This is a genomic window from Weissella hellenica (assembly GCF_005405545.1).
GTDB classification, from domain to species: Bacteria; Bacillota; Bacilli; order Lactobacillales; family Lactobacillaceae; genus Weissella; species Weissella hellenica.
In genome coordinates this window covers 1-26,957 of record NZ_BJEG01000020.1, presented here as the reverse complement: position 1 = coordinate 26,957, position 26,957 = coordinate 1, and the positions used below count along the sequence as shown (strand labels likewise).

General features: G+C 36.5%; 26 protein-coding genes and 1 tRNA gene. All 27 read right to left on the bottom strand.

Annotated elements, in window-relative coordinates:
* Positions 1-392: 392 nt before the first annotated feature.
* The gene (trxA, locus tag FFM61_RS08690) at positions 393-707 is read right to left on the bottom strand and encodes a thioredoxin (protein WP_074428051.1); all 315 of its coding nucleotides are present in this window, start codon (positions 705-707) and stop codon (positions 393-395) included.
* Positions 708-780: 73 nt separating this feature from the next.
* Positions 781-3,165: an endonuclease MutS2 gene (locus tag FFM61_RS08685; RefSeq protein ID WP_074428052.1), complete on the bottom strand. Its 2,385-nt coding sequence runs from the start codon at positions 3,163-3,165 to the stop codon at positions 781-783.
* Between the two features lie 39 nt (positions 3,166-3,204).
* Complete coding sequence (locus FFM61_RS08680; RefSeq protein ID WP_074428053.1) at positions 3,205-3,744, bottom strand: CvpA family protein; 540 nt, start codon at positions 3,742-3,744, stop codon at positions 3,205-3,207.
* Complete coding sequence (gene zapA, locus FFM61_RS08675) at positions 3,744-3,974, bottom strand: cell division protein ZapA (protein ID WP_042494464.1); 231 nt, start codon at positions 3,972-3,974, stop codon at positions 3,744-3,746. Before zapA ends, FFM61_RS08680 begins: the two co-directional genes overlap by 1 nt.
* Positions 3,975-4,107: 133 nt before the next feature.
* Complete coding sequence (yihA, locus tag FFM61_RS08670) at positions 4,108-4,734, bottom strand: ribosome biogenesis GTP-binding protein YihA/YsxC (RefSeq protein WP_074428054.1); 627 nt, start codon at positions 4,732-4,734, stop codon at positions 4,108-4,110.
* 12 nt (positions 4,735-4,746) lie between these two features.
* Positions 4,747-5,994, bottom strand: a complete 1,248-nt coding sequence (gene clpX, locus FFM61_RS08665; protein ID WP_074428055.1) for an ATP-dependent Clp protease ATP-binding subunit ClpX — start codon at positions 5,992-5,994, stop codon at positions 4,747-4,749.
* Positions 5,995-6,225: 231 nt separating this feature from the next.
* Positions 6,226-7,515: a trigger factor gene (gene tig / locus FFM61_RS08660; RefSeq protein WP_074428056.1), complete on the bottom strand. Its 1,290-nt coding sequence runs from the start codon at positions 7,513-7,515 to the stop codon at positions 6,226-6,228.
* Positions 7,516-7,755: 240 nt separating this feature from the next.
* Positions 7,756-8,943 (bottom strand): elongation factor Tu, encoded by a 1,188-nt coding sequence (gene tuf, locus FFM61_RS08655; protein WP_074428057.1) that lies wholly within the window; start codon positions 8,941-8,943, stop codon positions 7,756-7,758.
* A gap of 203 nt (positions 8,944-9,146) precedes the next feature.
* Positions 9,147-10,070 (bottom strand): hypothetical protein, encoded by a 924-nt coding sequence (locus tag FFM61_RS08650; protein ID WP_074428058.1) that lies wholly within the window; start codon positions 10,068-10,070, stop codon positions 9,147-9,149.
* Positions 10,071-10,172: 102 nt separating this feature from the next.
* Positions 10,173-12,101, bottom strand: coding sequence for a ribonuclease J (locus FFM61_RS08645; RefSeq protein ID WP_074428059.1), 1,929 nt, complete (start codon positions 12,099-12,101; stop codon positions 10,173-10,175).
* A gap of 219 nt (positions 12,102-12,320) precedes the next feature.
* Positions 12,321-12,575, bottom strand: coding sequence for a 30S ribosomal protein S20 (rpsT, locus tag FFM61_RS08640; RefSeq protein WP_042494477.1), 255 nt, complete (start codon positions 12,573-12,575; stop codon positions 12,321-12,323).
* Between the two features lie 57 nt (positions 12,576-12,632).
* Positions 12,633-12,902 carry a 30S ribosomal protein S15 gene (rpsO, locus tag FFM61_RS08635; protein WP_040761154.1) on the bottom strand — a complete coding sequence of 90 codons (270 nt, stop codon included), beginning with the start codon at positions 12,900-12,902 and terminating at the stop codon, positions 12,633-12,635.
* 140 nt (positions 12,903-13,042) lie between these two features.
* A complete protein-coding gene (gene holA / locus FFM61_RS08630; protein WP_074428060.1) occupies positions 13,043-14,068 on the bottom strand; it encodes a DNA polymerase III subunit delta in 1,026 nt (341 codons plus the stop codon).
* Between the two features lie 71 nt (positions 14,069-14,139).
* Positions 14,140-15,435: a ComEC/Rec2 family competence protein gene (locus tag FFM61_RS08625; protein ID WP_083194553.1), complete on the bottom strand. Its 1,296-nt coding sequence runs from the start codon at positions 15,433-15,435 to the stop codon at positions 14,140-14,142.
* Complete coding sequence (locus FFM61_RS09225; protein ID WP_083194554.1) at positions 15,416-16,384, bottom strand: ComEC/Rec2 family competence protein; 969 nt, start codon at positions 16,382-16,384, stop codon at positions 15,416-15,418. Before FFM61_RS09225 ends, FFM61_RS08625 begins: the two co-directional genes overlap by 20 nt.
* Positions 16,381-17,061: a ComEA family DNA-binding protein gene (locus tag FFM61_RS08615; RefSeq protein WP_074428061.1), complete on the bottom strand. Its 681-nt coding sequence runs from the start codon at positions 17,059-17,061 to the stop codon at positions 16,381-16,383. The genes FFM61_RS09225 and FFM61_RS08615 overlap by 4 nt, the downstream gene beginning before the upstream one ends.
* A 94-nt stretch (positions 17,062-17,155) precedes the next feature.
* A complete protein-coding gene (locus FFM61_RS08610) occupies positions 17,156-17,428 on the bottom strand; it encodes a DUF1292 domain-containing protein (protein WP_074428062.1) in 273 nt (90 codons plus the stop codon).
* A gap of 71 nt (positions 17,429-17,499) precedes the next feature.
* Entirely contained in the window at positions 17,500-17,784 is a 285-nt protein-coding gene (locus FFM61_RS08605; RefSeq protein WP_074428063.1) for a DUF1292 domain-containing protein, read from the bottom strand.
* A gap of 11 nt (positions 17,785-17,795) precedes the next feature.
* A complete protein-coding gene (gene ruvX / locus FFM61_RS08600; RefSeq protein ID WP_042494487.1) occupies positions 17,796-18,230 on the bottom strand; it encodes a Holliday junction resolvase RuvX in 435 nt (144 codons plus the stop codon).
* Positions 18,231-18,257: 27 nt separating this feature from the next.
* Positions 18,258-18,509: an IreB family regulatory phosphoprotein gene (locus FFM61_RS08595; protein ID WP_042494489.1), complete on the bottom strand. Its 252-nt coding sequence runs from the start codon at positions 18,507-18,509 to the stop codon at positions 18,258-18,260.
* Between the two features lie 51 nt (positions 18,510-18,560).
* Positions 18,561-21,209 carry an alanine--tRNA ligase gene (alaS, locus tag FFM61_RS08590; protein ID WP_074428064.1) on the bottom strand — a complete coding sequence of 883 codons (2,649 nt, stop codon included), beginning with the start codon at positions 21,207-21,209 and terminating at the stop codon, positions 18,561-18,563.
* Positions 21,210-21,534: 325 nt separating this feature from the next.
* Positions 21,535-22,893 carry a DEAD/DEAH box helicase gene (locus tag FFM61_RS08585; protein WP_074428065.1) on the bottom strand — a complete coding sequence of 453 codons (1,359 nt, stop codon included), beginning with the start codon at positions 22,891-22,893 and terminating at the stop codon, positions 21,535-21,537.
* A complete protein-coding gene (locus FFM61_RS08580) occupies positions 22,893-23,843 on the bottom strand; it encodes a DHH family phosphoesterase (RefSeq protein ID WP_074428066.1) in 951 nt (316 codons plus the stop codon). The genes FFM61_RS08585 and FFM61_RS08580 overlap by 1 nt, the downstream gene beginning before the upstream one ends.
* A 107-nt stretch (positions 23,844-23,950) precedes the next feature.
* Positions 23,951-25,069 carry a DNA polymerase IV gene (gene dinB / locus FFM61_RS08575; protein WP_371258047.1) on the bottom strand — a complete coding sequence of 373 codons (1,119 nt, stop codon included), beginning with the start codon at positions 25,067-25,069 and terminating at the stop codon, positions 23,951-23,953.
* A 110-nt stretch (positions 25,070-25,179) separates the two neighbouring features.
* Positions 25,180-25,527, bottom strand: a complete 348-nt coding sequence (gene yajC / locus FFM61_RS08570; protein ID WP_074428068.1) for a preprotein translocase subunit YajC — start codon at positions 25,525-25,527, stop codon at positions 25,180-25,182.
* Positions 25,528-25,566: 39 nt separating this feature from the next.
* Complete coding sequence (gene tgt, locus FFM61_RS08565; protein WP_074428069.1) at positions 25,567-26,712, bottom strand: tRNA guanosine(34) transglycosylase Tgt; 1,146 nt, start codon at positions 26,710-26,712, stop codon at positions 25,567-25,569.
* Positions 26,713-26,881: 169 nt separating this feature from the next.
* A tRNA-Val gene (locus FFM61_RS08560) sits at positions 26,882-26,954 on the bottom strand.
* Positions 26,955-26,957 lie beyond the last annotated feature (3 nt).

Here is a 26,957-nt window from a genome sequence, read left to right as displayed (position 1 = left end):
TTTTTGTTTCAAGCTTAATGCTTGAAGACCCTACACATTTGTTCTATCGAAACGATATTCAGTTTTCAATGATCAACATTGTTGTCTCGCTGACAACTTAATCTATATTACAGAACTCACACAATCTTGTCAACACTTTTTTGAAATAAATATTAAGTAATTAATTTTAAATTATATTAAACAAATGCCAACTCAATAAATTATACACACATCATCAATCAAAGTCAATTGATTTATAAAACAATAAAACTACGACATAAATATAAAAAACCGTGCTTTATTAATATAGCGCTACAATCGTCATTCGTCAATGCTTTTTTATCCATCCTTCTGAAACAAAAAAAGTCATCAACATTAGCTTAGATGCTAACGTTGATGACTAACAAAATTTATTAATTAATATGCTTTGCTAAAATAGCTTCAAGTTGATGTGCCGGTGTAAAACCTGTTAGGCGTTCAACTACTTCACCATCTTTTTTAACAAGTAATGTTGGAATTGCCATAATCCCAAATTCCTGAGCTGTTGCTGGATTTTCATCAACATCCATCTTAGTAAATTTAACATTTGACATTTTTTCAGCTACTGTCTCAACAACAGGCGATTGCATACGACAAGGGCCACACCAAGTTGCCCAAAAATCAGTTAACGTTACGCCTGTATCGGTTTCTGATACAAAGTTACTATCATTGATATCTACTACAGCCATTTATAACATCCCCTTTTTTCCTAATTTATTGTTAGTATAAACCCTTACTAGATATTTGTCGACATATGCCCATTTACTTTAACTGTACATATGTTGCGCCCTGATCTGGGCCAGTATACTTAAACGATTGTACTTGACTATTAGAGCGTAAGTACTCTTGTACCCCTTTTCTAATAGCACCAGTACCCTTACCATGAATAATTTCTACAGAAGAAAGATTGTTTAGTAGTGCTTTATCAATAAACCGGTCTACCTCTGCCATAGCTGGTTCATAACGGACGCCTCTCAAATCAAGAGTTGCTGATGCCTCTGCACGATTTATTGCTTTATTTGTATTGACATGACTTTTTTTACTATGCTTACGTGTCTGTTTCGTTTCTTTAACAGGCGCACTTTGTTGTTTTTCAACCTCATCGGCAGCCAAAATCATTTTTAAAATACCTAATTGTATTTCAAACTTATCATCCTTTAGAACACGCACAATCGTTCCTTGCTGCCCATACTCTCGTACCAGGACCGTATCCCCAACTGATAGTGGTTCTTGTTTTGCACGCTTAGCTTTACGTAAAATACGATTATTAGCTGCTGATGGTTCCTCATGCATCGCATTTAGGGCACCTTTTGCATCCATAATTTTATTTTCTTTAATTGTTGCACCATCGCGCATCATTTTATGTAGGTCAGCAACAATTTTGTCCGTTTTCTTACGTGCAACAGCTACAATATGATTAGCTTCTTTTTTTGCATCTTCAATAGATTTTGCACGCTGATCATCAATCACCGCTAACTTTGTCTCATATTCATTTTTTAATTGACGATTTTCAATAACTTTTTGTGTCAATTCTACTTGCTGGGTTAACACAGCATTACGACGTGAGACCAAATCAGCAATCATATCATTCAATTCTTGTGAATCATCACTTGTTAGCGCTGTTGCACTAGCAATAATTGATGTCGGTAACCCTAACCTTTTAGCTATTTCCAAAGCATTTGATTGTCCTGGAACACCAATCATAAATTTATAAGTTGGCCGTAATGTATCAATATCGAATTCCATTGAGGCATTTATTGTGTCAGCGCGATTATATCCATAAACTTTCAACTCTGGATAGTGCGTAGTGGCAACAGAATAAGCGCCAGTTTCACCAACAGCATCTAAAATAGCCATTGCTAACGCCGCTCCTTCTTGTGGATCGGTTCCAGCTCCCAATTCGTCAAACAAAACCAATGAATCTTTATCCATTCCTGACAGAATATCGATAATATTTACCATATGTGAAGAGAACGTAGATAATGATTGCTCAATTGACTGCTCATCACCAATATCAGCAAATATTTCCTTAAACAGACCCACCGTTGAATATTCAGCTACTGGAATAAAAATCCCCGACTGTGCCATTAACTGTAATAGTCCTAACGTCTTTAAGGTAATCGTTTTCCCACCAGTATTAGGCCCAGTTACAATAATAGCAGAATAGTCTTCCCCAATAACGATATCATTAGGCACCACCTTTTGAGCATCCAGCAATGGATGGCGTGCTTTCAAAAGACGTACATGATTTTCAGCACTAAACTCAGGCTCAATGGCTCTAATCTCAACAGCATATCGTGATTTAGCATTTACAAAATCTAGATGGCCCAATATACCTGCATTATTTTGAATATTGTCAGCTTCAGGCTCTAGCATCGTTGATAATTCAATTAAGACACGTTCTTCTTCTTGGCGCTCCTTTAGATAATGCTCACGTAGTCTATTGTTCATATCAACCACATCAGCCGGTTCTATATATAACGTTTGCCCTGTTTGTGACTGATCATGTACAACACCACCAAACTTTTGACGATACGTTGCTTTAACTGGCACAACATACCGATCATTACGAATCGTCACAATTGGTTCTGATAAATATTGCGCCGATTTTCCCCGGGTGTAATCTTGCATTTTTTGACGAATTGCATTTTCAGTTCCTGTGATTGCTTGACGAACACGATGTAATTCTGGTGAAGCTTCATCCGTTAATCTGCCATCTCCGTCAATTGCAACATTCACACGTCTCGTCAACTCAGGTAATAAAACCAGTTGATTATAATATCTTGCCAAGGCTGGTAATTCTTCACCACGGTCAGCAACTAAATTTTCAAAAAAAGCTCTAATTTGTCCCGTTGTGAATAATATACGACCAACTTGCGCCAATTCAGTACCACTCAACGCAGCGTTAATCCGTAACCGTTGCATATGTGGTTTGACATCTGCTAACTTCGGAATACTAATTCCGCCTTGCCAACGTAAGACTTTTGCTGCATCTGCTGTCTCAGACAACCATTGCTGCATTGTTGTCGCATCAGTAGTCGGCATTAATGCAGCCAATTCATATTCACCAGCCACAGTCGATAAAAAAGGCTTAATTTGACCCTTTACTCGTCCGTATTCTAGTGTTTTTAAAATTTTTTCATTCATTATTTTTAAACTACCTACTTTCATTTTCCCTTGACTTATTTACATTAACCACCAATCATAAACAGCCTCTGAAAGGTAAGGTGTATTATTTAATATCGCTTGTGCAAGTGTAGAATTCGCCATGTTCTCGGTATACCAGGTAATGCTCAATGTTTGCGTAATTTGTAAAACGAAAAATATTTCAATATAAACAACCAACCCAAACACAACAAGCCCCCCTATATGATTAATTGTACTTAATATAGGTACTTTGTTAATAAAACGTAAACTACGTTCTATTGCCTTCACAATTGACATCCCAATAATAACAATAAACGCAAATGCAATACTAGATGCCAAAAATTCTCCTGGTTGATGGACTGCATTTGTTGGTATTTGTGTTGCTGTCCATTGTGCAGACACGCCATTAACAAAAACATTGTATAACCATGCTCCAAATCGATGTGCTAATAAAATTGCGAAAACATATACGATTGCTCGGCCAACTAGCATTGTTAAACTACGTACTAACCCTAATCGATAACCGTGAATCATGGATAAAATCAATAAGCCAATAATAATCCAAGAAACAACTGTCATTATTTATTTTTATCCTTTTCAACTTGCATATTTAATTGATCTGAAATTGCATTAATTGCCAATAATGTTAGCAATTGATTTTCATCTAATTTTGGTGCTGCTAATTGCATTTGCTCTAATTGCGAATTAACTAAATCAAAAACCGCTTTCATATGAGCCTGTGACTCACTTGCTGTTACGGTTAGTTCTTTTCCTAAAATAGTTCCTTTAAAACGTGTTTTCTCAGCCATATTGCTAGCCTCCATTATTTTATCATTAGTATCTAGTATAGCAAAAAAATAATGAGTATTCAGCTTATCCAGTACTGTCTTATTAAATCACAAATAAAAGCAGGCAACTAGTTTCCTAGCGCCTGCTTTTATATTATTCAAAATCAGCTGGGTCAAAATCACTACCATCTAACATACGTGCTTCCAACCAATCCCAAACATTATCTTTTCCATGTTTAGTTTCTGCAGAAAAAATTTCGAAATCAGATAATTCAGCATTAAATTGTAATTCACGTTTAATATCAGCTTCAACTTTATTCCACTTACCACGCGAAATTTTATCAGCTTTTGTCGCAACCACCAATACCGGTAAACCGATGTCATCGGAAGTTAACCAATTATACATTTCAATATCTTCTTTTGATGGTAAATGACGTGCATCCACTAATTGCACAATACCCTTAAGCGGTTGACGCTTACGTAAATATTCACCAATCATAATAGCAAAAGATTCACGTGCCTTTTTTGAAACTTTGGCATATCCATAACCTGGAACGTCAACAAAGAACACACTGTTCTCTACTTTGTAAAAATTCAAAGTCTGTGTTTTACCCGGTTGTGAAGATGTTCTGGCAAAAGATTTACGATTAATTAACACATTTGTTAATGATGATTTCCCGACATTCGAACGGCCTACAAAAGCAACCTCTGGTAACCCATCCGTTGGATACTGTGCTTCCCGAACGGCTGACATCACTATTTCAACTTGATGAACTTCCATTGTTTTCCTCGCCTATTCCGTTACTAATTCTGGTGCATCGTGATGAAGTACTACGTCTTCTGTAATAACAACACCCGTAATATCGTCTCGTGAAGGCACTTCAAACATAATATCACGCATAACTTCTTCAATTATTGAACGAAGACCACGCGCCCCTGTTTCACGTTCAATTGCTAAATGAGCCATCGCTTTTAAAGCTTCCTCACTAAATTGCAAATCAACTGATTCCAAAGCCAATAATGCTTGATATTGCTTTACCAAAGCATTTTTAGGTTCCGTCAAGATACGAACCAAATCATCTTCTGTTAACTCTTCTAAGGCAGTTAAAATCGGTAAACGACCAATGAATTCTGGAATCAAACCAAAGTTCATCAAATCTTCAGGTAATACTTGTTGCATAATTGATTTATAGGAATTTTGCAATTTTTGTGTTTTTGCATCCGTACCAAAACCAATTACTTTAGCACCTAAACGTTCTTTAACCATTTGTTCAATTCCGGCAAAAGCGCCACCAACAATAAACAGAATATTTGTGGTATCAATTTGAATAAATTCTTGGTTAGGATGCTTACGACCACCTTGCGGCGGAACATTTGCAAGTGTTCCTTCAAGCATCTTCAACAAAGCCTGTTGCACACCTTCTCCAGATACATCACGTGTAATTGATACATTTTCAGCTTTCTTTGCAATTTTATCAATTTCATCAATATAAATGATACCAGTTTCAGCACGCTCAACATCATAATCTGCCGCTTGTAGCAACTTTAAAAGAATGTTTTCAACATCTTCCCCTACATATCCTGCTTCAGTCAAAGTGGTTGCATCAGCAATTGCAAATGGCACATTCAGTAACTTTGCCATTGATTGCGCAATATACGTTTTTCCTGAACCCGTTGGGCCGATCACAGCAATATTTGATTTTTGCAGATCAACTCCTTCAATACCTGCGTCACCAGTTAATTTTGCGTTTACTCGTTTATAATGGTTATACACAGCTACTGCTAATGTATGTTTGGCATCACCTTGACCAATCACATATTCGTTTAAATTATCAACAATTTCACGAGGTGTTTTCAGCGTCAACGTACGATCCATTGCATCTTGTTGCATATCTTCGTTAATAATATCTTGCGCAAGGGCAACACATTCATTACAGATATAAACACCAGGTCCAGCAATTAATTTTTTTACTTCAGTGGAAGGCTTACCACAAAATGAACAGTACGCAATACCATTCGAGCCGTCAGTCGTATTAAACACTGTCCAACCTCCTATATTTTTCATTTCGTTTAGATACAATAAACATTGTATCAAAATTTTATCACAGGCAAAAGACAAAATGAGACTAAGACAAATCCCTGTCTCAGCCTCATTTTGAAAAGTACCCTAAATAGTTCGAGTACTACCCATATTAATCGTGCACAAAATAGTCATATAAAAAAATGAAATTTATATTGCTAGTTTGAATCACACATTTTTGTTTAAATATTTTTAGGCTTCAACTGCTGAATCAACAATCAAATCAACAACTGATTTGATTGCAATATCATGTGACAACATGTCATCTGACAAAGCGTTGCGAACAGCGTCTTCGGCCATATTGTATGATTCAGCCAATGACTTAACTTCAGCAGCAATTTCTTCATCAGAAGCCTTAATGTCTTCTGCCTTAACAATTGCTTCTAATACTAAGTTAGTCTTCACACGACGCTCAGCACCTTCTTCATATTGCTTGTGAAGATCATCTTCAGTAGTTCCAGTAATTTGGAAGTATAGTTCAGGTGAAATACCTTGTTGTTGCATTGAAGCAAACATTTGGTTCATTTGACGATGAACATCTTCATCAATCATTGATGAAGGAATTTCATCACCAACAACTTTAGCGTTGTCAACAACAACAGCTACAGCAGCATCTTCTTTAGCTTCTTTAGCTGAGGCCGCTTTTTGATCAACTAAACGAGCTTTAACTTTTTCAGTTAATTCAGCCAAAGTTTCAACTTCTTCATCAACATCCTTAGCAAATTCATCGTCAAGAGCTGGAACTTCCTTAGACTTAACTTCGTGAACAGCTACTTCAAACAAAGCTTCTTTACCAGCTAAATCAGTTGCTTGGTAGTCTTCAGGGAAAGTTACTTTAACATCAACTTTGTCTTCTGCCTTTGCCCCAACTAATTGTTCCTCAAAACCAGGGATAAATGAATTTGAACCTAATTCTAATGAGTAATTATCAGCTTGTCCACCATCAAAATGAACACCGTCAACAGAACCATCAAAATCAATGACAACAGTATCACCATTCTTGGCAGCTTCGTCAACTAATACAAGTTCAGATTGACCTTGTTGCATACGAGCAAGTTCTTCATCAACATCAGCATCAGAAACTGATGTATCAGTTGCTGGAACTTCAACACCCTTGTATTGTCCAAGTTCGATTTCTGGAGCCAATTCAACTTCAGCAGTCAAAACCCAAGTTTCACCCTTATTCATTGATTCTGCATCAATCTTTGGTTGACCAACAGTAACTAGGCCTGCCTCGGCAACAGCATCACCATAAACATCTGGCAAAATTTTGTTCAAAGCGTCTTGGTACAATGACTCTTCACCGTACATTTGGAAGAATACCTGCTTAGGCATCTTACCCTTACGGAATCCGGGAACACTGATTTGGTTTTTAACTTCATTAAAAGCTGCATCAATTCCTTTTTCGTATACGTCAACAGGAACTTCAAATTTAATCGTTCCCTTGTTGCCTTCACCCTTAGTGAAAACTGCATTTGCCATGTTTATTCCTCCAATAGTCGTTAGTTATTCACTGCTAACGACAAAAATATTATCTTTACATACCTAAACAGTATATCGGAAACATATTATTTTGACAATAAAATATTCTGTTTACCATAAAGAAGTTCCTATTAAATTATATAGGATTTAAGCACAAAATTCAAAAAAAAGAGTTATTACATCAAAGATGAAATAACTCTTTTTTTGCAATTAAGCACTAACTAAATTACAAATTGTAAATTAGTCTTTGATTTCAGAAACTGTTCCGGCACCAACAGTACGGCCACCTTCACGAACAGTAAACTTCAATCCCTTTTCAATGGCAACTGGTGCGATCAATTCGATATCGAATGTCACGTTATCACCAGGCATAACCATTTCAACACCTTCAGGCAATTGAACTACACCAGTAACATCAGTTGTGTGGAAGTAGAATTGTGGACGGTAGTTAGTAAAGAATGGTGTGTGACGTCCACCTTCTTCTTTGGTCAAAACATAAACTTCGGCCAAGAACTTAGTGTGAGTTTGGATTGAACCAGGCTTAGCCAAAACTTGACCACGCTCGATTTCCTTACGGTCAACACCACGCAACAATGCACCAATGTTATCACCGGCTTCACCTTGTTGCATAGTCTTACGGAACATTTCGATACCAGTAACAACTGTCTTACGAACTTCTTCCTTCAAACCAACAATTTCAATTTCGTCGTTCAATTTAACAGTTCCACGGTCAACACGACCAGATGCAACAGTTCCACGACCAGTAATAGTAAATACGTCTTCGACAGGCATCAAGAATGGCTTGTCAGTGTCACGAACTGGTGTAGGAATGTATGAGTCAACAGTATCCATCAACTCTTCAATAACCTTAACTTGTTCTGCGTCACCTTCCAAGGCCTTCAATGCTGAACCACGAAGTACTGGAATATCATCCCCAGGGAAATCGTATTCTGACAATAGTTCACGAACTTCCATCTCAACAAGATCAGTCAATTCGTCATCGTCAACAAGATCAGTCTTGTTCAAGAATACAACAAGGTAGTCAACACCAACTTGGCGAGCCAACAAGATGTGCTCACGAGTTTGTGGCATAGGACCATCAGTTGCAGCAACAACCAAGATAGCACCGTCCATTTGAGCAGCACCAGTGATCATGTTCTTAACGTAGTCCGCGTGACCTGGGGCATCGATGTGAGCGTAGTGACGTGCTTCCGTCTCGTACTCGATGTGAGCAGTGTTAATCGTGATTCCACGTTCACGCTCTTCAGGAGCAGCATCGATTGAAGCAAAGTCTTCTTGCTTAGCCAATCCCTTATCTGATAGTACCTTTGAGATAGCGGCAGTCAACGTAGTCTTACCGTGGTCAACGTGTCCAATAGTTCCAATATTAGCGTGCGGCTTAGTGCGCTCGTAATTTTCCTTAGCCAAAAGCTTGTCCTCCTATTATTCGCATGTTGATTAAAATCAACCTTATCGCTTAATACAAGTATACTACACATACTGCATAACTTAAACAATAAGATACGAAAATCTTTTTACTTCTCTTTAATGAGACTGAAATTATTATATATAATTTCCTTATTTTTGTAAATAATTTTTTTCTTATTTTCGATACTTATTAGCATTTTCTTTTAATTTAAAATATTTATCAAGTAATTTTGTAATTTTTGTCGCCAAAAAATCTGGTTTTCTGATTCTATCGGCAATTGAAAAGAAAAGGTTTCTGCTATCAGTCCTTCAACCCAGCTAGTTGCATCTTCAATCACTAACGTTAAATCTGGATAAGCCAACATCAATAATAGTTGTATCTGTTCGCTTAACCCATGAATCATGTCCGAGCCAAGTTTTTTTTCATACCCTTTTAATACTGAAATCACTTTTTGATACACTTTGTCAGAAAAAATATCTCGTAGCTCTGCTGGCACAACTGTCACTAATTCTGTCGCTAAGTTTATAAATTGTACTGATTCTGTGACGTGAAGGCGTCTTAATTGATCTAAAACCGAAACACGTGACATTTGGGTCAAAAATGGATCTTGTAAAATGAATTTGGCTCCTACTACATATTCATCACGTGGTAATTTATTAGCGGCCATCAATCTTTTTTGCTGATCAGCTAGATTGCCATCACTTAAATGATAAAAGTGGCGTGCAACTGTCTTAATCGTTTGCGCTTGTGCGTTGCGATAATTGTTTTCTGCTTTCTTTATCGTACTAAAAAAAGAATCCTGCCAATTTTTAGGCAATTCTGCCACAATTTCCCACGCATTTAAAAAATAATGATTATGCAAAATTAAATTTAGATACATTTGCACATTTTGTTGATCATTCAAGTAACTATCCAAGCATTCATCAGCATACATCTGTGCTTCTTGATACTGATTTTGAGCAATTAAAACTGTTACTAATAAATGATTCACAACAATCGTTTGTTCTATTTGATAAGCTGCTATTAGACTATCCAATGCCTGGTCAAGCATATTATTATTAATTGCTTCTTTAGCTTTAGCAACTAAAGTATTATAGGATAACTCCTGATTAAATTCTGCACTCATTCCTAACATCCTTTCTCTTAATTTTTTAAATAAAGAAATTCTCATTTATTTAACCATGTTAAACAAACAAGAATCTCCGTTTACATCAAAATGATGTTCTATTTACTTTTCACTGCTAGTTTCATTTTGCTTCACTTGCTTATTTTGAACATTATTCTTGCTCTTTTTTTGACGCCGATTTTTATTCGACTTTTGCTTTGCAACGTTAGTATCTACCTTATTGCCTTGCCCTTGCTTCTTATTAACACTTTTTTTGTTATTATTCTGTTTTTTAGTGGCCTTTTCCTTCGTTCCATCATTACCCTTACTTTGGTTATTTTGTTGTGCTGATGTACGACGACGGCGGCGACCATTTTGGTTAGCTTCCATAATAACAGGCAAAATAACAGGCTTGCGTCGTGTTTTTTCAAACAAAAATTTTCCCAATGAGTCTCGAACTGCGTTTTTTAAGTTACCCCAGTCAAAATCTTTAGCATTCTTAACGCCATCTGTAACTGTTTGTTCAACTAATTCAGCAGCTTCATGCATTAAATCACGCGATGTTTTAACATAGACAAAACCACGTGAATCAATTTTTGCTGGTGCAATCACTTTCTTTTTCTTACGATCAATCGTTATAACCGCAATAAACACCCCGTCTTCTGACAAAATGCGACGATCATTAAGCACTATTGAACCAATGTCACCCACACCTGACCCATCAATCATTGTTGATGTCACTTGGATAGAACCACCCAAATAAAACTTCTCTCCATCCCAGCGTAGTTTATCCCCTTTAGCAAGCAAGAAAACATGATCGTCATCGTAACCAACTTGTTCAGCAGCTCTATAAGCTTCATTCAAAACACGATATTCACCTTGGATAGGAATCACATTTTGTGGCTTTAACAAATTCATCAACAATTGAAAATCTTCTTTAGAAGCATGACCTGAAGATTTCTTATCCGTTGAAATTTGCTTAACAGTAGCCCCCGCACGGAATAACATATCACGTGTTCTAGCAACGTAACCTTCCATTGCCGTTGAAGGAGTTGTTGTAATAAACACTAAATCATTAGGTTGAATTTTAATATTACGATCATCACCATGTGCAATACGTTGTAGATGACGTATTGGCTCACCCATTTTACCAGTTTCTAAAATAACTGTTTCATCCGCTGCTAACTTACCAAGGTTTTTTAATGAAACAAACATTTCATTTTCAGGAATTGGCAAAACCAACTTTTTTAAACGTAAAGCTGTTCTAACAACACGTTCTAAATCGTTACCAGAAATAACGACTTTACGTCCCACTTTATAAGCTGCATCAATTACTTGTTGAATACGTTGTATGTTTGACGCAACTGCAGCAACAATAATACGGCCTTGTTTATGTAAGTAAAAGTTTTCTAAGATGTAATCACCTAAATCAGATTCATGATCAGGCATACCAAAATTAGCTGTACCAGCAGCATCAGCTAATAGTGCAATTACACCCTTTTGACCGATTTCAGCTAAGCGTAATAAATCTGTTCGATAATATGGTAGTGCTGTCGTATCAAACTTAAAGTCACCCGTATAAACAACTTGTCCGACTGCTGTTTCGATAACAATTCCTAGTGATTCCGGAATTGTGTGTGTCGTTTCAAAAAATGACACTGTTGCCTCATCAAAACTAACTTCTGAGTTCCCTTTTACCACATGATAATCATCATAATCTTTTAAACGTGGTTCATTATGAATCGCTAATTTTGCTAATTCAATCGTTAATTCAGATCCAAATATCGGTACACGTAGGTCTGAAAGCAAATAAGGCAAAGCTCCAATTGCATCTGCGTGCCCATGTGTTAAAAAGACTCCTGCCACATTATCAGCATGCTCAACTAAATAAGCATAGTCAGGGATAACGACATCCACTCCCAATAAGTCACTTTCAGGATACTTTAATCCTGCATCTAAAATAAATATTTCATCATTGACCGTAACGGCGTACATGTTCATTCCATTCTCACGAACACCACCAAACGGCATAATATCTAATGTAATTGCCATAATTTTCCTATTCTCGTTGTATTTCACGGGTTTAATCACTATACCCAACGTTTAAATGTTTAATACAATACTACCACATAAGCTCATAGTAGAAAATAGGGAAGTCACTTCATAATCATCAATAAGTTGTACATTCTTTTGAATACTTTAATGAGATACAAAAAAAGCCAGCAGCATAACGCTACTAGCTTTTTTACATTGTTTAATTTGTAATTTAAATTACTTGTTCAACAATGAAGCCAAACGTGACTTGTCACGTGAAGCTTTATTCTTAGCAATCAAGCCCTTTGATGCAGCACGATCGATAGCTGATGAAGCTGCGGCAAATAACTCTTGCAAGTTATCTTCGCCAGCTTCGGCAGCATTGCGGAACTTCTTAACTTCAGTACGGTATGAACTAAGTTGTGAGATGTTACGCTCGCGTTGCACCTTGTTTAAGCGGGCACGTTGGATTGATGACTCAATAATTGGCATCGCTTTTCCCTCCGATGATAAATATGTCAAATAAAAACGTGATTAATATAATAAATATTAACGACGCAAACCAAGCTTTTGGATCAACTCACGGTAGCGTTGTACATCATTGTTACGTAGGTAACGTAGCAAGTTACGACGGTGACCGATTTTCTTCATCAAACCACGTTGTGAGTGAAAGTCATGCTTGTGCTCTGACATGTGACCGTTCAATTCGTTGATGTCAGCAGTCAAAACTGCAACTTGAACTTCAACTGAACCTGTATCACCTTCGTGACGAGCGAACTCATTGATGATTTCATTTTTGCGTTCTGCAGAAATAGCCATTGTTGGATATCCACCTTTCATAAATATAATAGTCGCCTTAAACCATGTATGACGACGGTGAACCGTCAAACATCGTAAAAGGTCACGTGCTTAAAGCACTTCTAAAATACTAGCAAACTTTTGTAATTAATGCAAGTATTTTACTTAACCATTTCATGTTGGTATTTTAAAACAAATAGTTCAAACAATAATTCAGGGTTACGACTTGTTGACTTTAGCTGTTCCTCCATTGCAACTAACCCTAAATATGCCCGTGCTAAACGAACATAATTAAACTGACGAACAATTTGTCTAGCTAATTTCACACGGTATGGATGAACTTTTAAGCTTGAGGCTGTACCTTTTTCACTTTTATCACTTGTTTTAACTTGCAATAATAACCTAAATTGACCAATTAATGCCCCATGCAAACGTAGTGGTTCTTCACCATTTAGTAATAATTCATGATATAAATTTACCGCCTGTGTTAATTTTCCTTTAAGCAGACAGTTGATTAAATCAAATATATTTTCTGTTAAGGTACGTGTCACTAATGCATTCACATCAGCCGTTTCAATTTTTTTAGTTACGACTGTATACAACATTAATTTATCAATTTCAGTCATCATTTGTGTCAAAGATGAATTCGTTAGTCGTATTAAGGTTTGTTGCGCTTCTTGAGAAATTTGGTACCCTGCGCTTTTTAATTTATGCGTTATAAATTTCGTTATTTCTTGTTCACTTATATTAACAAATGATAAATAACGAGCCCGTTCTTTGACTAGTTTAGTAACTTTTTTTCGATTATCTAATTTTTCATATGGTGCAAAAATAATCAACGTGGTTTGAGGTTCAGGCTGCTGGATATAGTCAATCAAGTCTTGTGTATGGTGTTCTAAACTACTTTTTGTTCGCTCACCCGTTAAAAAGTATGGCTTATCGAGCATAACAACTCGCCGATCGCCAAAAAAAGGAACCGATTTAGCATCATCAATTGCGACACTCAATGGTGTTTCAGTTAAATCAAATTGTGCTAAATTAAGCGTACGATCTTCTGGTTGAATAACTTTCACAAATTGTTGCTTAACCAAATCTAATAAGTATTGGTCTTGACCTTGTACAAAATAAATGGGCTGTAGTTGCCCAGTTTGTACATCATTACTAATATCTGCTAATGTAACGTTCACAACAACATCCCCTTTCATTTTTATTCTTATTATTAAGATACCATGTCTATTCTATTATGCCCATTATTAATTCAACTATAAAATGACTTAATCCTGTACTTACGTAATATCCCCCATTCAATTTTTATCATCCCCTTTTCAGCAGTATTATAAACTTTTACGTGATATTTTTTAGCAGTCCGTAATGTCTCTATATTTGGATGATGATAACGATTATTAACACCTGCTGATACAATGCCAATAGTCGGTTGTAATTGATTTACAAATTTATCGTCAGTACTGGTTTTTGACCCATGATGGCCAAATTTTAAAATATCAATTTTAGGTAATTTAAACCGTTCAATTATTTTTTGCTCACCACTTTTTGATAAATCCCCTGTCAGCATTAGATTCAGGTGTCCATAGTCAATATACAAGCTGATTGAATCATCATTTTCACCTTTTCCTTCAGTTATTGGATGACAAATCAACATATTATTCGATATTTTTTTACCCACTACAACTGGTTTAATAGACAATCCTTTTTTTAAATGTGGGCGAAGCATTTTTTTGAAAGCTGTTTGCTTTTCCATCCCTGCAGGTATATAGATATTATTAACTCGAATAATCTCCAAAAATGTTGATAAATTACCGATATGATCAAAATCTTTATGTGTTAATATCAATCGATGTACGCTATTAATAGCATGTCCTTTAAGAAAATGGGCCAACTCTTCAACTTGATAATTTGTGGTCACATCATTAACGGTGGCCTGCTTATTTGGCAACATTTGTAATTGACCACCAACATCAACAATTGTGACATCGTTATTTTTAGGTCGTAAAATCGTTGCATCTCCTTGGCCTACATCAAAAAAAGTTACAAAACCGCCTGGCAATCCTTGCGGGATCCACCACACTATTAAATATGAAAAGCATATTAAAATCGATAATAAGTACTTATTATAAATCAACCACCCTAAAGTTAATAACGTTATAATTACACACAGCATCAATGGTGGCCTGCCAAATAATAAGTCTCCCGGAATTTTTTCACCACATTTAATGCAATATTGCATGCCATTAATTAATGTTTCACAAATATCACGAATTAAAGCAACCTGCATAAAACTAGCAATAACACCAATTAAAATAGTTGGTATAACTAACCAAGTAAACAACGGTACGATGCAAAGATTAGCAACTAAACTAATTGGATGCCAACTAAAAGTATGCCATAGTAACGTTGGTAAAATAAAAAAAGATAACCATATGCTTTGATACCAACCGGGACGATTTGACAACCAGAGTAACCCAAATGTTAATAAGTACGATAACTGTCCTCCTAAATTATGTAAGACACCCGGTTCAATTAATAACCCCCCCAATCAGGGATAATCCCCATGCATCTTTGGCATCAATTGTTAACCAGCGTAGTTCACGCCAGGCTTGAGAAATTCCTAGTAAAATTGGTCGTACCAATGATTGAACGCCACCGGCAAATAACCATAATGCAACCAATAACATTTGAACAATAATTAATGAATGTTCACGTTGCACACCACAGCGTCGAGCAATGCTACGCCATATTTGATAAATACCCGCTACTTGAAAGCCAGAAATACTAAATAAATGCATTAATCCTAGTAATTGAATACCACCATTTTCTGCGTAAAAATCAGGCCTTGTATAACCAAGCAATAAAGTTTCACCATAATCTCTTAGTCCAGTTGGTAAACCTTCAAACCAATTAGTTAACCTATAATGGTAATTATGAACAGTCCACTTAATCAACGTTATAAAGTCATTTGGTTTAGCATAACCCAGTATTTTTAATTTTTTAAATTTAATACGATGAACAATTCCACGACTTTGCCAGTAGGATCGTGGATCAAATGAAAATTCATTTCTTGCGACATTTATCCGTTCAAATACACCCGTACCCTGAATCAAAATTGGTTTTACCGTACTACTTTTAAAATGAATCATATCGTTTTGATTATCAAAAAATATACGTATGTTTTCACCACTTAACAAGCGTCCTGTTCCCACTACTTTATTATTTTTAAATTGCACATCATCCGGATGAATAATTGCTTGCGTTTTCACGTTACCAACAGGTAATCGAATTAATTGATTAATTTTAACTTGCCAACCCAAAAAATAAACGATCCCACTTACAACAATTACTGTGCTTAAAAATGGTTTCGAAAATTTAAAATATAATAATGACAAAAACCATAATAAAAATGGTAGCAACCACCAAACTTGAAATAATAACATTAAATTAACAGTTGCTAAACACAGTCCACTAACTAATAAATACCCTGACATCATACAGTTACTAACGGCTCCAATTTTGCAAATGTCTTTTCACCGATGCCACTAACTTCCTGCAAATCAGTAACACGCTTAAATCCGCCCAATTTTTCACGTTCATTAATGATATCCTGCGCACGTTTTTCACCAATACCTGGTAAATTTTGTAAGTCAGTAATATCTGCTGTGTTTAAATTAAGCTTTCCTTCATCGCCATCTATGTTAGTAGCGGTACTAACTTGTCCTTGCGATTGCATATTCCCAGGTAATGGATATTCAACTGGCTGCTGTTCATCACCAATTGGGATATATAAAACCTGCCCATTAGTCAAGCAAGCTGCTAAATTAATTCGCACACTATTTACAGTCGGTAGCATACCACCTGCTTTACTTAACACATCTGCCACAATGGGCTCCTGCGTAAAATAATACACACCAGGTCGATGGACGCCGCCTTTCACATCAACAACAATTTGCTGTGTCCCTTTTTTTATACTTTGGTGCCCATTTGCAGTATTATGCTGACTATCATCTTTTTGATTAGCCGTTATTGTTGCGACATTACTTGATTCTGTTGTTGTAGTACCTTGCGCCATTTGCCACCAAATTAATAACCCAATACCACACAAAATTAAGCACAGACTAAACCACATCTGATTACGATAACGATAATAAATTGCTTTAATTTTTATCATAAGCCACCTCTTTTATAAAAAAAGACGTCCTTATCCTAAAATTGTCCAAAAAAAAGTTTCAAAAATAATTACTTATTTTTGAAACGGCAACACATTATTGTAATTTTGGATCGTTAAAAATTGTATTCATAACTTCTTCAACCATGTCGTATTCTTCATCCGTCTCAAGTGGTTGTAACATGCCTTCGTCTGCATCTTTATCATAGATAAACGGAACAACATCCATATCTTCACCTTCATTTACAGATACCGGTTCTAAGATAATATACGCACGATTAAAGTCTTTTGAATCAAAAGAAAACAGTTCTTTAAATTCACGTTCAGAACCATCATGATCTGTTAAAATAAAAATTTCTTCTTCAGCCATATCATTACTCCTATTATAAAAATAAGGACATCTACCCAAAACGATTCGGCTAGATGTCCTTAACAAAAAAATTAATCTTCTTGTTCTTCTAAATACTGATTAAGATGTTCTTCAACCATCGCCCATTCAGCATCATCTTCGATTGGTGTTAAACCACCTTCAGTAGCTTCTTTTGTTTCTTCTGGATCAAAGACATATGCAATCATTTCTACTTCTTCATCCTCACCTGATCCAGCTGGATATAGAATAATATATGACTTACCAAATTCTTCAGATTTAAAAGTAAATAGTACCTCAAATAATTGTTCATCCCCATTATCATCAACTAATGTAATAATATCTTGTTCTTCGTCCATGTGTTTACCTCCTACTTGACTAGTGAGCCTTTACGATCCAAATAATTTTGCAAAATCAAACCAGCTGCTAGCTTATCAATAACTTTTTTACGTTTCTTACGTGATGTATCTGCTTCTTCAATCAGCATCCGTTCAGCTTCTACCGTTGTGAGACGCTCATCTTGAAAATCGATGGGTAGCCCAAACGTTTCTTTTAAAAGTTCACCATAAGCGCGTGAAGCATCAACACGTGGTCCTGATGTATTATTCATATTTTTAGGTAATCCTAACACAAAACCGGTTGGATTATACTTAGTCACTAACTCTTTCATCCGGTCAATACCAAATTCTTTTTCATCTTCATTTATTTGGATAATTTCGACACCTTGAGCAGTCCAACCAAACTGGTCAGACACAGCAACACCCACTGTTCGAGAACCGACATCCAAACCTATAATACGTCCCATATCGACCTCTTCCTATACCATTAATTTCTATTTTGATAGATAGTCAGTTACAAGTGCCTCGATAATTTCATCTCGTTCAAATTTACGAATTAAATTACGTGCATCATTTACACGTGGAATATACGCCGGGTCATTTGAAATTAAATAACCAACAATTTGATTAATTGGATTGTAACCTTTTGATTCTAATGCTGCATAAACCACTTCTAACATCTTTCGAACATCATGTGGCTCATCCTTGCCAAAGTTAAACACAGCTGTATTATCTAATGAACGCATTGTAAACAACCTCCTCGTGAGGTTTCCCTCATATAATAAGTAACAATCTTATTACTTTGTTTGTAGCCACTCAGTCGCTGCTTTAAAGGCATCTGTAATACCAGCCGGGTTTTTACCACCAGCTTGTGCCATATCAGGGCGACCACCACCACCACCACCAATTGCTGGTGCAATAGTTTTAACAAGTTCACCAGCTTTAATGCCTTGTTTGATAGCTTGTGGTGAAACAGCAACTAACAAGTTCACTTTTTCACCCAAATTAGCTGCCAACACCAAAACATCTGATGGTGTACTTTGCTTCCAATTATCTGCTGTTGAACGCAAAACATCCATTGACTCGACCGCCATTTCAGTTGCAATCAACGTGTAATTATTCACTTGTTGTGGCTTTGCGAACGCATCATTGGCTGCTTGGTTAGCCAACTTTTGTTCTAATGAAGCAACTTGACGTTCGGCATCCTTCAAAGCTGTTTGCAAACCAACAACTTTGTCATTAATCTCAGAAAGTTGTGGTGCCTTAACTTGAGTTGCGACATCATTTAGCCACTCATCATGAAGCTTAAACAAACGCATAGCCCCAGCACCAGTAACTGCTTCAATACGACGAACACCAGCACCAGTACCTTGCTCACTTACAATCTTAAACATTCCTAATGCTGCAGTGCTATCTGCGTGAGTCCCACCATCAAATTCAACATTATAATCACCAATCGATACGACACGGACTGTTTCACCATATTTTTCAGTAAAGACAGCAACTGCACCTAGCTTCTTTGCTGATTCAATATCTGTTTCAACCCAAGTTACTGGCAAATCTGCAATAATCTTTTCATTGATGGTATCTTCAATTTCTTGCAACTTTTCTGCTGAAACAGGACCATTGTACGTGAAATCATAGCGCAAAACATCAGCCGTGACAAGCGAACCAGCTTGTGTTGTATGCTCACCCAGTAAATTACGCAAAGTTTGATCCAACAAATGAGTAGCTGTATGGTTCTTTGATACTGCCGCATGATAAGCACGATCTACATCAAGCTTATAACTTTTACCGACAGTCATTGGCGCTAACACAGTTAAGGTGTGCAAATGCTGACCATTTGGTGCGTTTTGAACGTCCGTTACCTTAGCGACAACTTGACCGTCCTCACCATAAATATTACCCAGATCAGCTACTTGTCCACCCATTTCAGCATAAAATGGTGTCTTAGCAAAAATAGCTTGCGCCTCACCTTGATCAACTTCATCAACAAGCTCATTATTAACGATTAAGTTAGCTAAATCAGTATTATCAACTGTTAATTCAGACCAACCAACATAAGTCGACTCCGTCTTTAAGCTTGTCAACAATTCGTTTTGAACACCCATTGAAGCCTTATTAGAACGTGCTGAACGTGCACGATCTTGTTGTGCCTTCATCTGTGTATCAAAGCCGTCACGATCAACCGTCAAACCTTCATCAGTTGCATATTCATCTGTTAATTCATATGGGAATCCATATGTGTCATATAACTTGAATGCAACTTCACCATCAATAACACCATTGTCAGCCTTAGCCGCTGCAATGACTTCGTCTAGCAGTGACAAACCATCAGATAACGTTTTATTGAAACGCACCTCTTCAGCTTCAACAATTGAAGCAATGTACTCTTTGTTTTCTGATATTTCAGGATAATATGACACCATAATATCGCCAACAACAGGCACTAATTCCTTTAGAAATACTTGGCTAATACCTAATTTACGACCGTGCAATACTGCACGACGTAGTAAACGGCGAATAATATAACCACGACCTTCATTTGAAGGTAATGCACCATCACCAATTGCGAATGTAACTGCACGAATGTGATCAGCAATTACTTTAAATGAAATATCTTTTGTATCATCGTTACCATATTTATATTGTCCTGAAATTTCTTCAGTCTTGTGAATAAGCGGTAAAAATAAATCTGTTTCGAAATTCGTCTTTGCATGTTGGAAAACAGAAACAACACGTTCTAGTCCCATACCCGTATCAATATTTTTAGTTGGTAATTCAGGATAATCCTTATTATCCGACAAACCAGGTAAATGATTATATTGTGAAAATACTAAATTCCAGATTTCCAAGTAACGCTCGTTTTCACCACCCGGATAATTTTCTGATTCATCGGCATCATTAAATTCTGCGCCACGATCATAAAAAATTTCTGAATCTGGCCCTGAAGGACCTTCGCCAATGTCCCAAAAATTATCTGGCTCTTCATAAAGATGATTTTTAGGTAAACCAACTTTATTTAGCCAAATATCTTTTGCTTCATCATCATTCGGATAAACTGTTACATATAATTTATCCTCATCCATACCAAACCAATCTGAACTAGTTAATAGTTCCCAGGCCCAAGGAATTGCATCCTCTTTAAAATAATCACCAATTGAAAAATTCCCCATCATTTCAAATAACGTATGGTGACGTGCTGTGTGTCCAACATTTTCAATATCGTTTGTACGAATTGATTTTTGTGCATTTGTAATGCGGTGATTCTCGGGTACGACCGAACCATCAAAATACTTTTTTAAGGTCGCAACACCTGAATTAATCCATAACAACGTTGGATCATCTTTTGGAATCAATGATTGAGAAGGTTCAATTTTGTGTCCCTTGCTTTCAAAGAAACGTAGGAATAAACTACGAACCTCAGCCGATGATAATTCTTTCATCTTTTATGTAAGCCTCATTTCAAAAAATATTAATAAAAAACAGACCCTCATTGCAATAACAGAGACGCTAAAACGCGGTACCACTCTGATTGCAATGATAGTCTGTATCATTACCTCTTAATGTGCTGATATCGCTAGCAAGCGGTCCACTTTCGTAAACAGTAGCTTCAAGGTAGCTTTAGATAAATCTTAGCGTTGTTCACATCTAACACAACGTTTCTGTCAGCTCTAAGAAAAAAATCTAACATGTCCTTGAGCATATTATAGCATACCCTTGGATAATTTTTCTCTTTTTTTAAGACATTTGTTGCACTAAACATCACGTTTATTTCTTATGTGCCTTCTTTTTGGCTTTCTTTGTCGCACGCAAAGATTCACGTTCAGCAACCCGCTTTTTGTATTTTTCATCACGTGCAATGTTATTTTTAATGCGACGCTTGTAGCCAGGTTTTACAGTCTTCTTATTCTTTTTAACCATCCCAATCATCGTTGGATCAAGTTTAGCAGTCGTCTTTGAACGTTGACGACGACGACGACGATCATATCCTGGCTTCAATTCACCATGTGCAAAAGTCATTGGTTCGAATTTCACGCCCATGTTTTCAACCATTTGTACTCGGTCTTCTTCATCTGGATTATAAATGGTGATAGCAGTTCCAGACATACCATTACGACCAGTACGACCGACACGATGGATAAAGAACTCTAATTCAGTTGGAATACCATCATTAATAATTAAAGACACACCAGGAATGTCAATACCACGTGCAGCCAAATCAGTTGCAACAACATATTGATAATCCAAATGTTGGATTTGTTGCATCGTACGCCTACGTTCACGCGGTTGAATGCCACCATGAATTTCAGCTACTTTAAGGCCACGACCACGTAAATTCTTTGTTAATTCACGTGCACGTGTCTTCGTATTAGTAAACACCAAAGCTATATATGGGTTCCCCATCGTCAACAAGTTGTAAATCAACGTATCTTTAGTCTCACCCTTTGTCCCAACTAAAATATTTTTAATTGTTGGCGCAATGACTGTTTCAGAAGGTATCTCTTCAAGCACTGGATTAGACATATATTTTTTCAAGAAAGGTTGCAACTTTTGTGGAATTGTTGCCGAAAATACTAGCATTTTCAATTCCTCTGGCATAGCACTAGCAATCGCATCCACATCAGCTAAGAATCCCATATCAAGCGTCATATCTGCTTCGTCCACAACCAATGTATTAGCAGTATGAATGTCTAATGCACCTGCTTGATACAAATCTTTGATTCGGCCTGGTGTACCAATAACAATTTGTGGCTGTCTATGTTCTAATTGATGAATTTGGCGAGTCTTATCCATACCACCTACATACAACCCAATCCAAGGTTGCACATCATCATTAAACGTCGTTGCCATTTGCTTAGCAGCTTCATAAATTTGTTGTGCTAATTCTCGTGAAGGGGTTGTAATAACTGCTTGAACTCGATCATTCTTAGCATCATATTTTTGAAAAATTGGAATCAAGAATGTATGTGTCTTTCCTGAACCCGTTTGTGACTGTCCCACTACCGAACGACCTTGTAAAATTACTGGAATCAATCGCGATTGCACCGTGGTAGGTTCCGTAAAATGGATATCGTCTAATGCTTGGTATATCTCTGGACGTAAATTATAATCAGTAAATTTCGCCATTATTTAATTGTTTGCTCCTTTAATAAGTTGTTTGCTTCATTAATGATGTCGTGAATTTCATCTATATTTTTTGCAGTTGCTCCCGCAGCAAGTTCATGGCCACCACCACCATGACGCTTGGCAATTTCATTAATTACGATATTCCGTGACCGTAATCTTACCCTAAAATAACCATCATCTTGTTGTTCAAATACAGCCCATGCTTTAACTGTATTAACTTTTCCTAACAACGGGACAATAAAAGCCGTTCCAAAGTCACCTAAATTAAATTCATCAACGATATCATTCGTTAAAATAATATAATTAAACCCATACTCTGTAGTCGTCATATGTTCATAAACATAACCGGATGCTTTAGCCGCTGGTAATGAAATAGTATCCATTTGTTGATTAATAGTTACCCAATCGAATTTAAATTTCATCAATTCCGAAACAATATTCATTGTTGTTGAATTAGTGCCATACAAAAAACGCCCCGTATCACCAACAATGCCGGCATATAAATAGGCAGCGCCTTTATCAGATAATTTTAACTCATCACTAAACTCTTGATAAAAAGCAAAAATCATAGCTGATGTTGAAGATGCATCTTCAATAACCCAAGTATAATCACCATATGGTTCATCGTTCGGATGATGATCAATTTTCACTAATATCTTACCATAATCGAAACGACGATCATCTACTCGTGGTGAGTTAGCAGTATCTGTCACAATTACCAGTGCATGATCGTATAGCTTATCTGGAATTTTTTCCATTTTTCCCATCCAAGACATGCTAGGGACGGGTTTCCCAACGACATGTACTTCTTTTTGTGGAAAAGATGTTTTAATTAGTTCTGCCAAACCAAATTGTGAGCCAAAAGCATCTGGATCTGGTCGTTGATGACGATGAATAATAATGGTTTGCGCAGCTTTTATTTGCGCCAAAATTGCAGTTTGCGCTGTCATATGTAAATCTCTATTCTTTAAAAAAATTTTTTCAATTGCACATTGGTGGTAATGGTAAAGATAAAACGGCAATATATGTAAGTATAGCAGAAAATTTGTGTAAAATGCTACTCATATAGGTTTAAGACTATATTCTCAAATGACAATGCTGCTAAGTTAGTCATAGTTAGTCCCAACAAGCGAATTGGTTTTTGATAACCACCCAATCCCTCAAATATATCCTGGGCGATGCGATAAATTTCTTGTTCATCATTTGGTAGAAAATCAATAATTGTTTCACGTCTTGTTTCAGTATTAAAATCGCTATCTCTTAGTTTTAAGACTAAAGTTTTTCCGTGTAGACGTTCCTTGATTAATATATCTGCTAATTGTTGCGCTAAACTTTTTAATTCGTCCAAAATTGCTTGTTCCGTATCTAAAAATGGGCCGTACGTTCGTTCTTTTCCTAAAGATTTTCGTTCCCTTTGCCACATAACTGGACGATTATCAACACCTCGAATATGTTCATAAAATGCATAACCACTTTTACCAAATGTATTCGCCAAATCACTTTGTGACGTTGCAAATAAATCAGCTCCTGTATTTATACCTAATTTTATCATCTGTTCTGCCGTTTTTGTCCCCACGCCCCGTATATCTTGAATGGGAAGTTTATCTAAAAACGGACGAATGTCTTCTTCATTTATAATGGTGATACCACTAGGCTTATTATGTTCTGACGCTAATTTTGCTAAAAATTTATTAAATGACAACCCTACGGAACTAGTCAAATCAAGTTCATCATAAATAACTTGCTGTAGTTCATGTGCTAAAGCCACAGCTTTTCGATGGTTCGAACTCATCTGCGTAATATCTAAATAAGCCTCATCAAAAGCTATCGGTTCAATTTTTTGTGTGTATCGTTTAAAGATTTGATGTAATTGTCTAGAAACATCACGATATTTTGGGAAATCAGGTGTTACAAAAACAGCATGGGGCGCTAATTTAACAGCTTCAGCAGCACTCATTGCAGAATGTACACCTAATTCACGCGCTAAATAATTCGCTGTTGCCACAACGCCACGACCACCTGTTTTTCTTGGGTCGTGTGCCAAAATTAACGGTACATTTCGATAAGATGGATTATCACGCATTTCAATTTGCGCATAAAATGCGTCCATGTCAACATGCAAAATTCGGCGGTCAGTATTTAAATGTATTGGCATTTCCAAAAAATCTGTCATGATACACCTCACCTCTTATCTATATTATCAAACACATACATAAAAATAGACAGTTAACTGCCTAAGCGTTAACTGCCTAAAATTTTGATTTCTAGCTAATTAGTGTAGCAATCTTATTTGTCTTCGCTAGTTGTATCTTCTTCAATGGCTTTTGTTTCTGTTTCTGTTTCTGGTACAACGGTTGTTTCAGCTGAAACTTTGTTACCTTCCTTAGAAACTTGACGAATAGCAGACAATTCGAATACCAAGATGATGCCTTCAGCATCCAATTCAAACGTACGTGCTTCTTTGTTTACTGAAGCAACCGTACCATGCATACCACCAATAGTAACAATTTGCGCACCAGGTTGGACATCATTAATCATGGCTTGACGCTTCTTTTGGGCTTTTTGTTGTGGACGAATCATGATAAAGTACATTGCAGCGATAAAGACAACTAAAATTAAGATATTTGCGTTCATAGTAAATTTTTCTCCTTAAGTGTGTTAACAATTTTTAATTTAAAATAGACGGGCATTTGGTTCAAAATAACCATATTTGCTTAATGTTTCTTCACGAAATTCAAGTAAGCGATCTTCTGCAATTGCTTGACGCATATCTTCCATCAACTTTAATAAATAACGTAAATTATGGACAGAAGCAATTGTCTGACCATATAATTCGTTTGTTTTAAACAAATGATGTAAATAAGCTTTCGTAAAATGCTGCGAACCGTAGTCTTCAGTTTCGGGATCTATTAGCGAAAAGTCATTTTTATACTTAGCATTTTTAATAACTATGCGACCGTTCGATGTCAGCAACGTTCCTTTACGACCAATACGCGTCGGCAAAACACAATCAAACATGTCAATACCTCGTATAGAAGCATCAATTAAAGAATCTGGTGCCGCAACCCCCATCAAATAACGAGGCTTATTTGATGGTAAAAATGGTACCGTAAAATCTAAGACACGATTCATCTCAGCTTTTGATTCACCAACAGACAAACCACCAATTGCATATCCTGGTAAATCTAAAGAAACTAAGTCTTGTGCTGACTGTTTTCTAAGTTCACGGAACCCAGCACCTTGAACTATTCCAAATAATGCTTGATCATCTGGTCGTTTGTGCGCAATTTGCGCCCGTTCAGCCCAACGTGATGTCCGTTCAACAGAATTTTTAACATAGTCATAGGTCTCAAAATAAGGGATTGCTTCGTCAAGTTGCATCATGACATCTGATCCTAAATTATTTTGAATTCTCATCGCCACTTCTGGTGATAAAAACATTTTATCCCCATTTAAATGATTTCTAAATGTTACACCATCTTCTGTAATATGGTTATGATCCGATAGTGACCAAACTTGAAACCCACCAGAATCAGTTAAAATAGGTCCATCCCAATTCATAAATTTATGAAGACCACCAGCTTGTGCAATTAATTCATCTCCAGGTCTTAACCACAAATGATATGTATTAGATAAAATAAATTGGGAATTAATTTCTTTTAATTCACGTGGTGACACACCTTTAACTGTTGCTTGTGTCCCTACGGGCATAAACATTGGCGTCATCACTTCACCATGAGGGGTTGTTATTTTCCCTAACCTGGCACCTGTATGTTTTTCTACATGAAGCAACTCATACTTCACGGCATAATCTGACATATCATGTTTCCTTTCATTTATTAGCACAACTGATAAATATCATGAATGCACCTAATATCCATTATATCAGAAACAACTGTATCATACTGCCCTAATTTTATAGATATATAAATAAAGAGAACACCCAACAAGGTATTCTCTTTATTTCATTATTGATTTAAAATCTTGATGGACGTTACAGGGATCGAACCTGTGACCCCCTGCTTGTAAGGCAGGTGCTCTCCCAGCTGAGCTAAACGTCCATG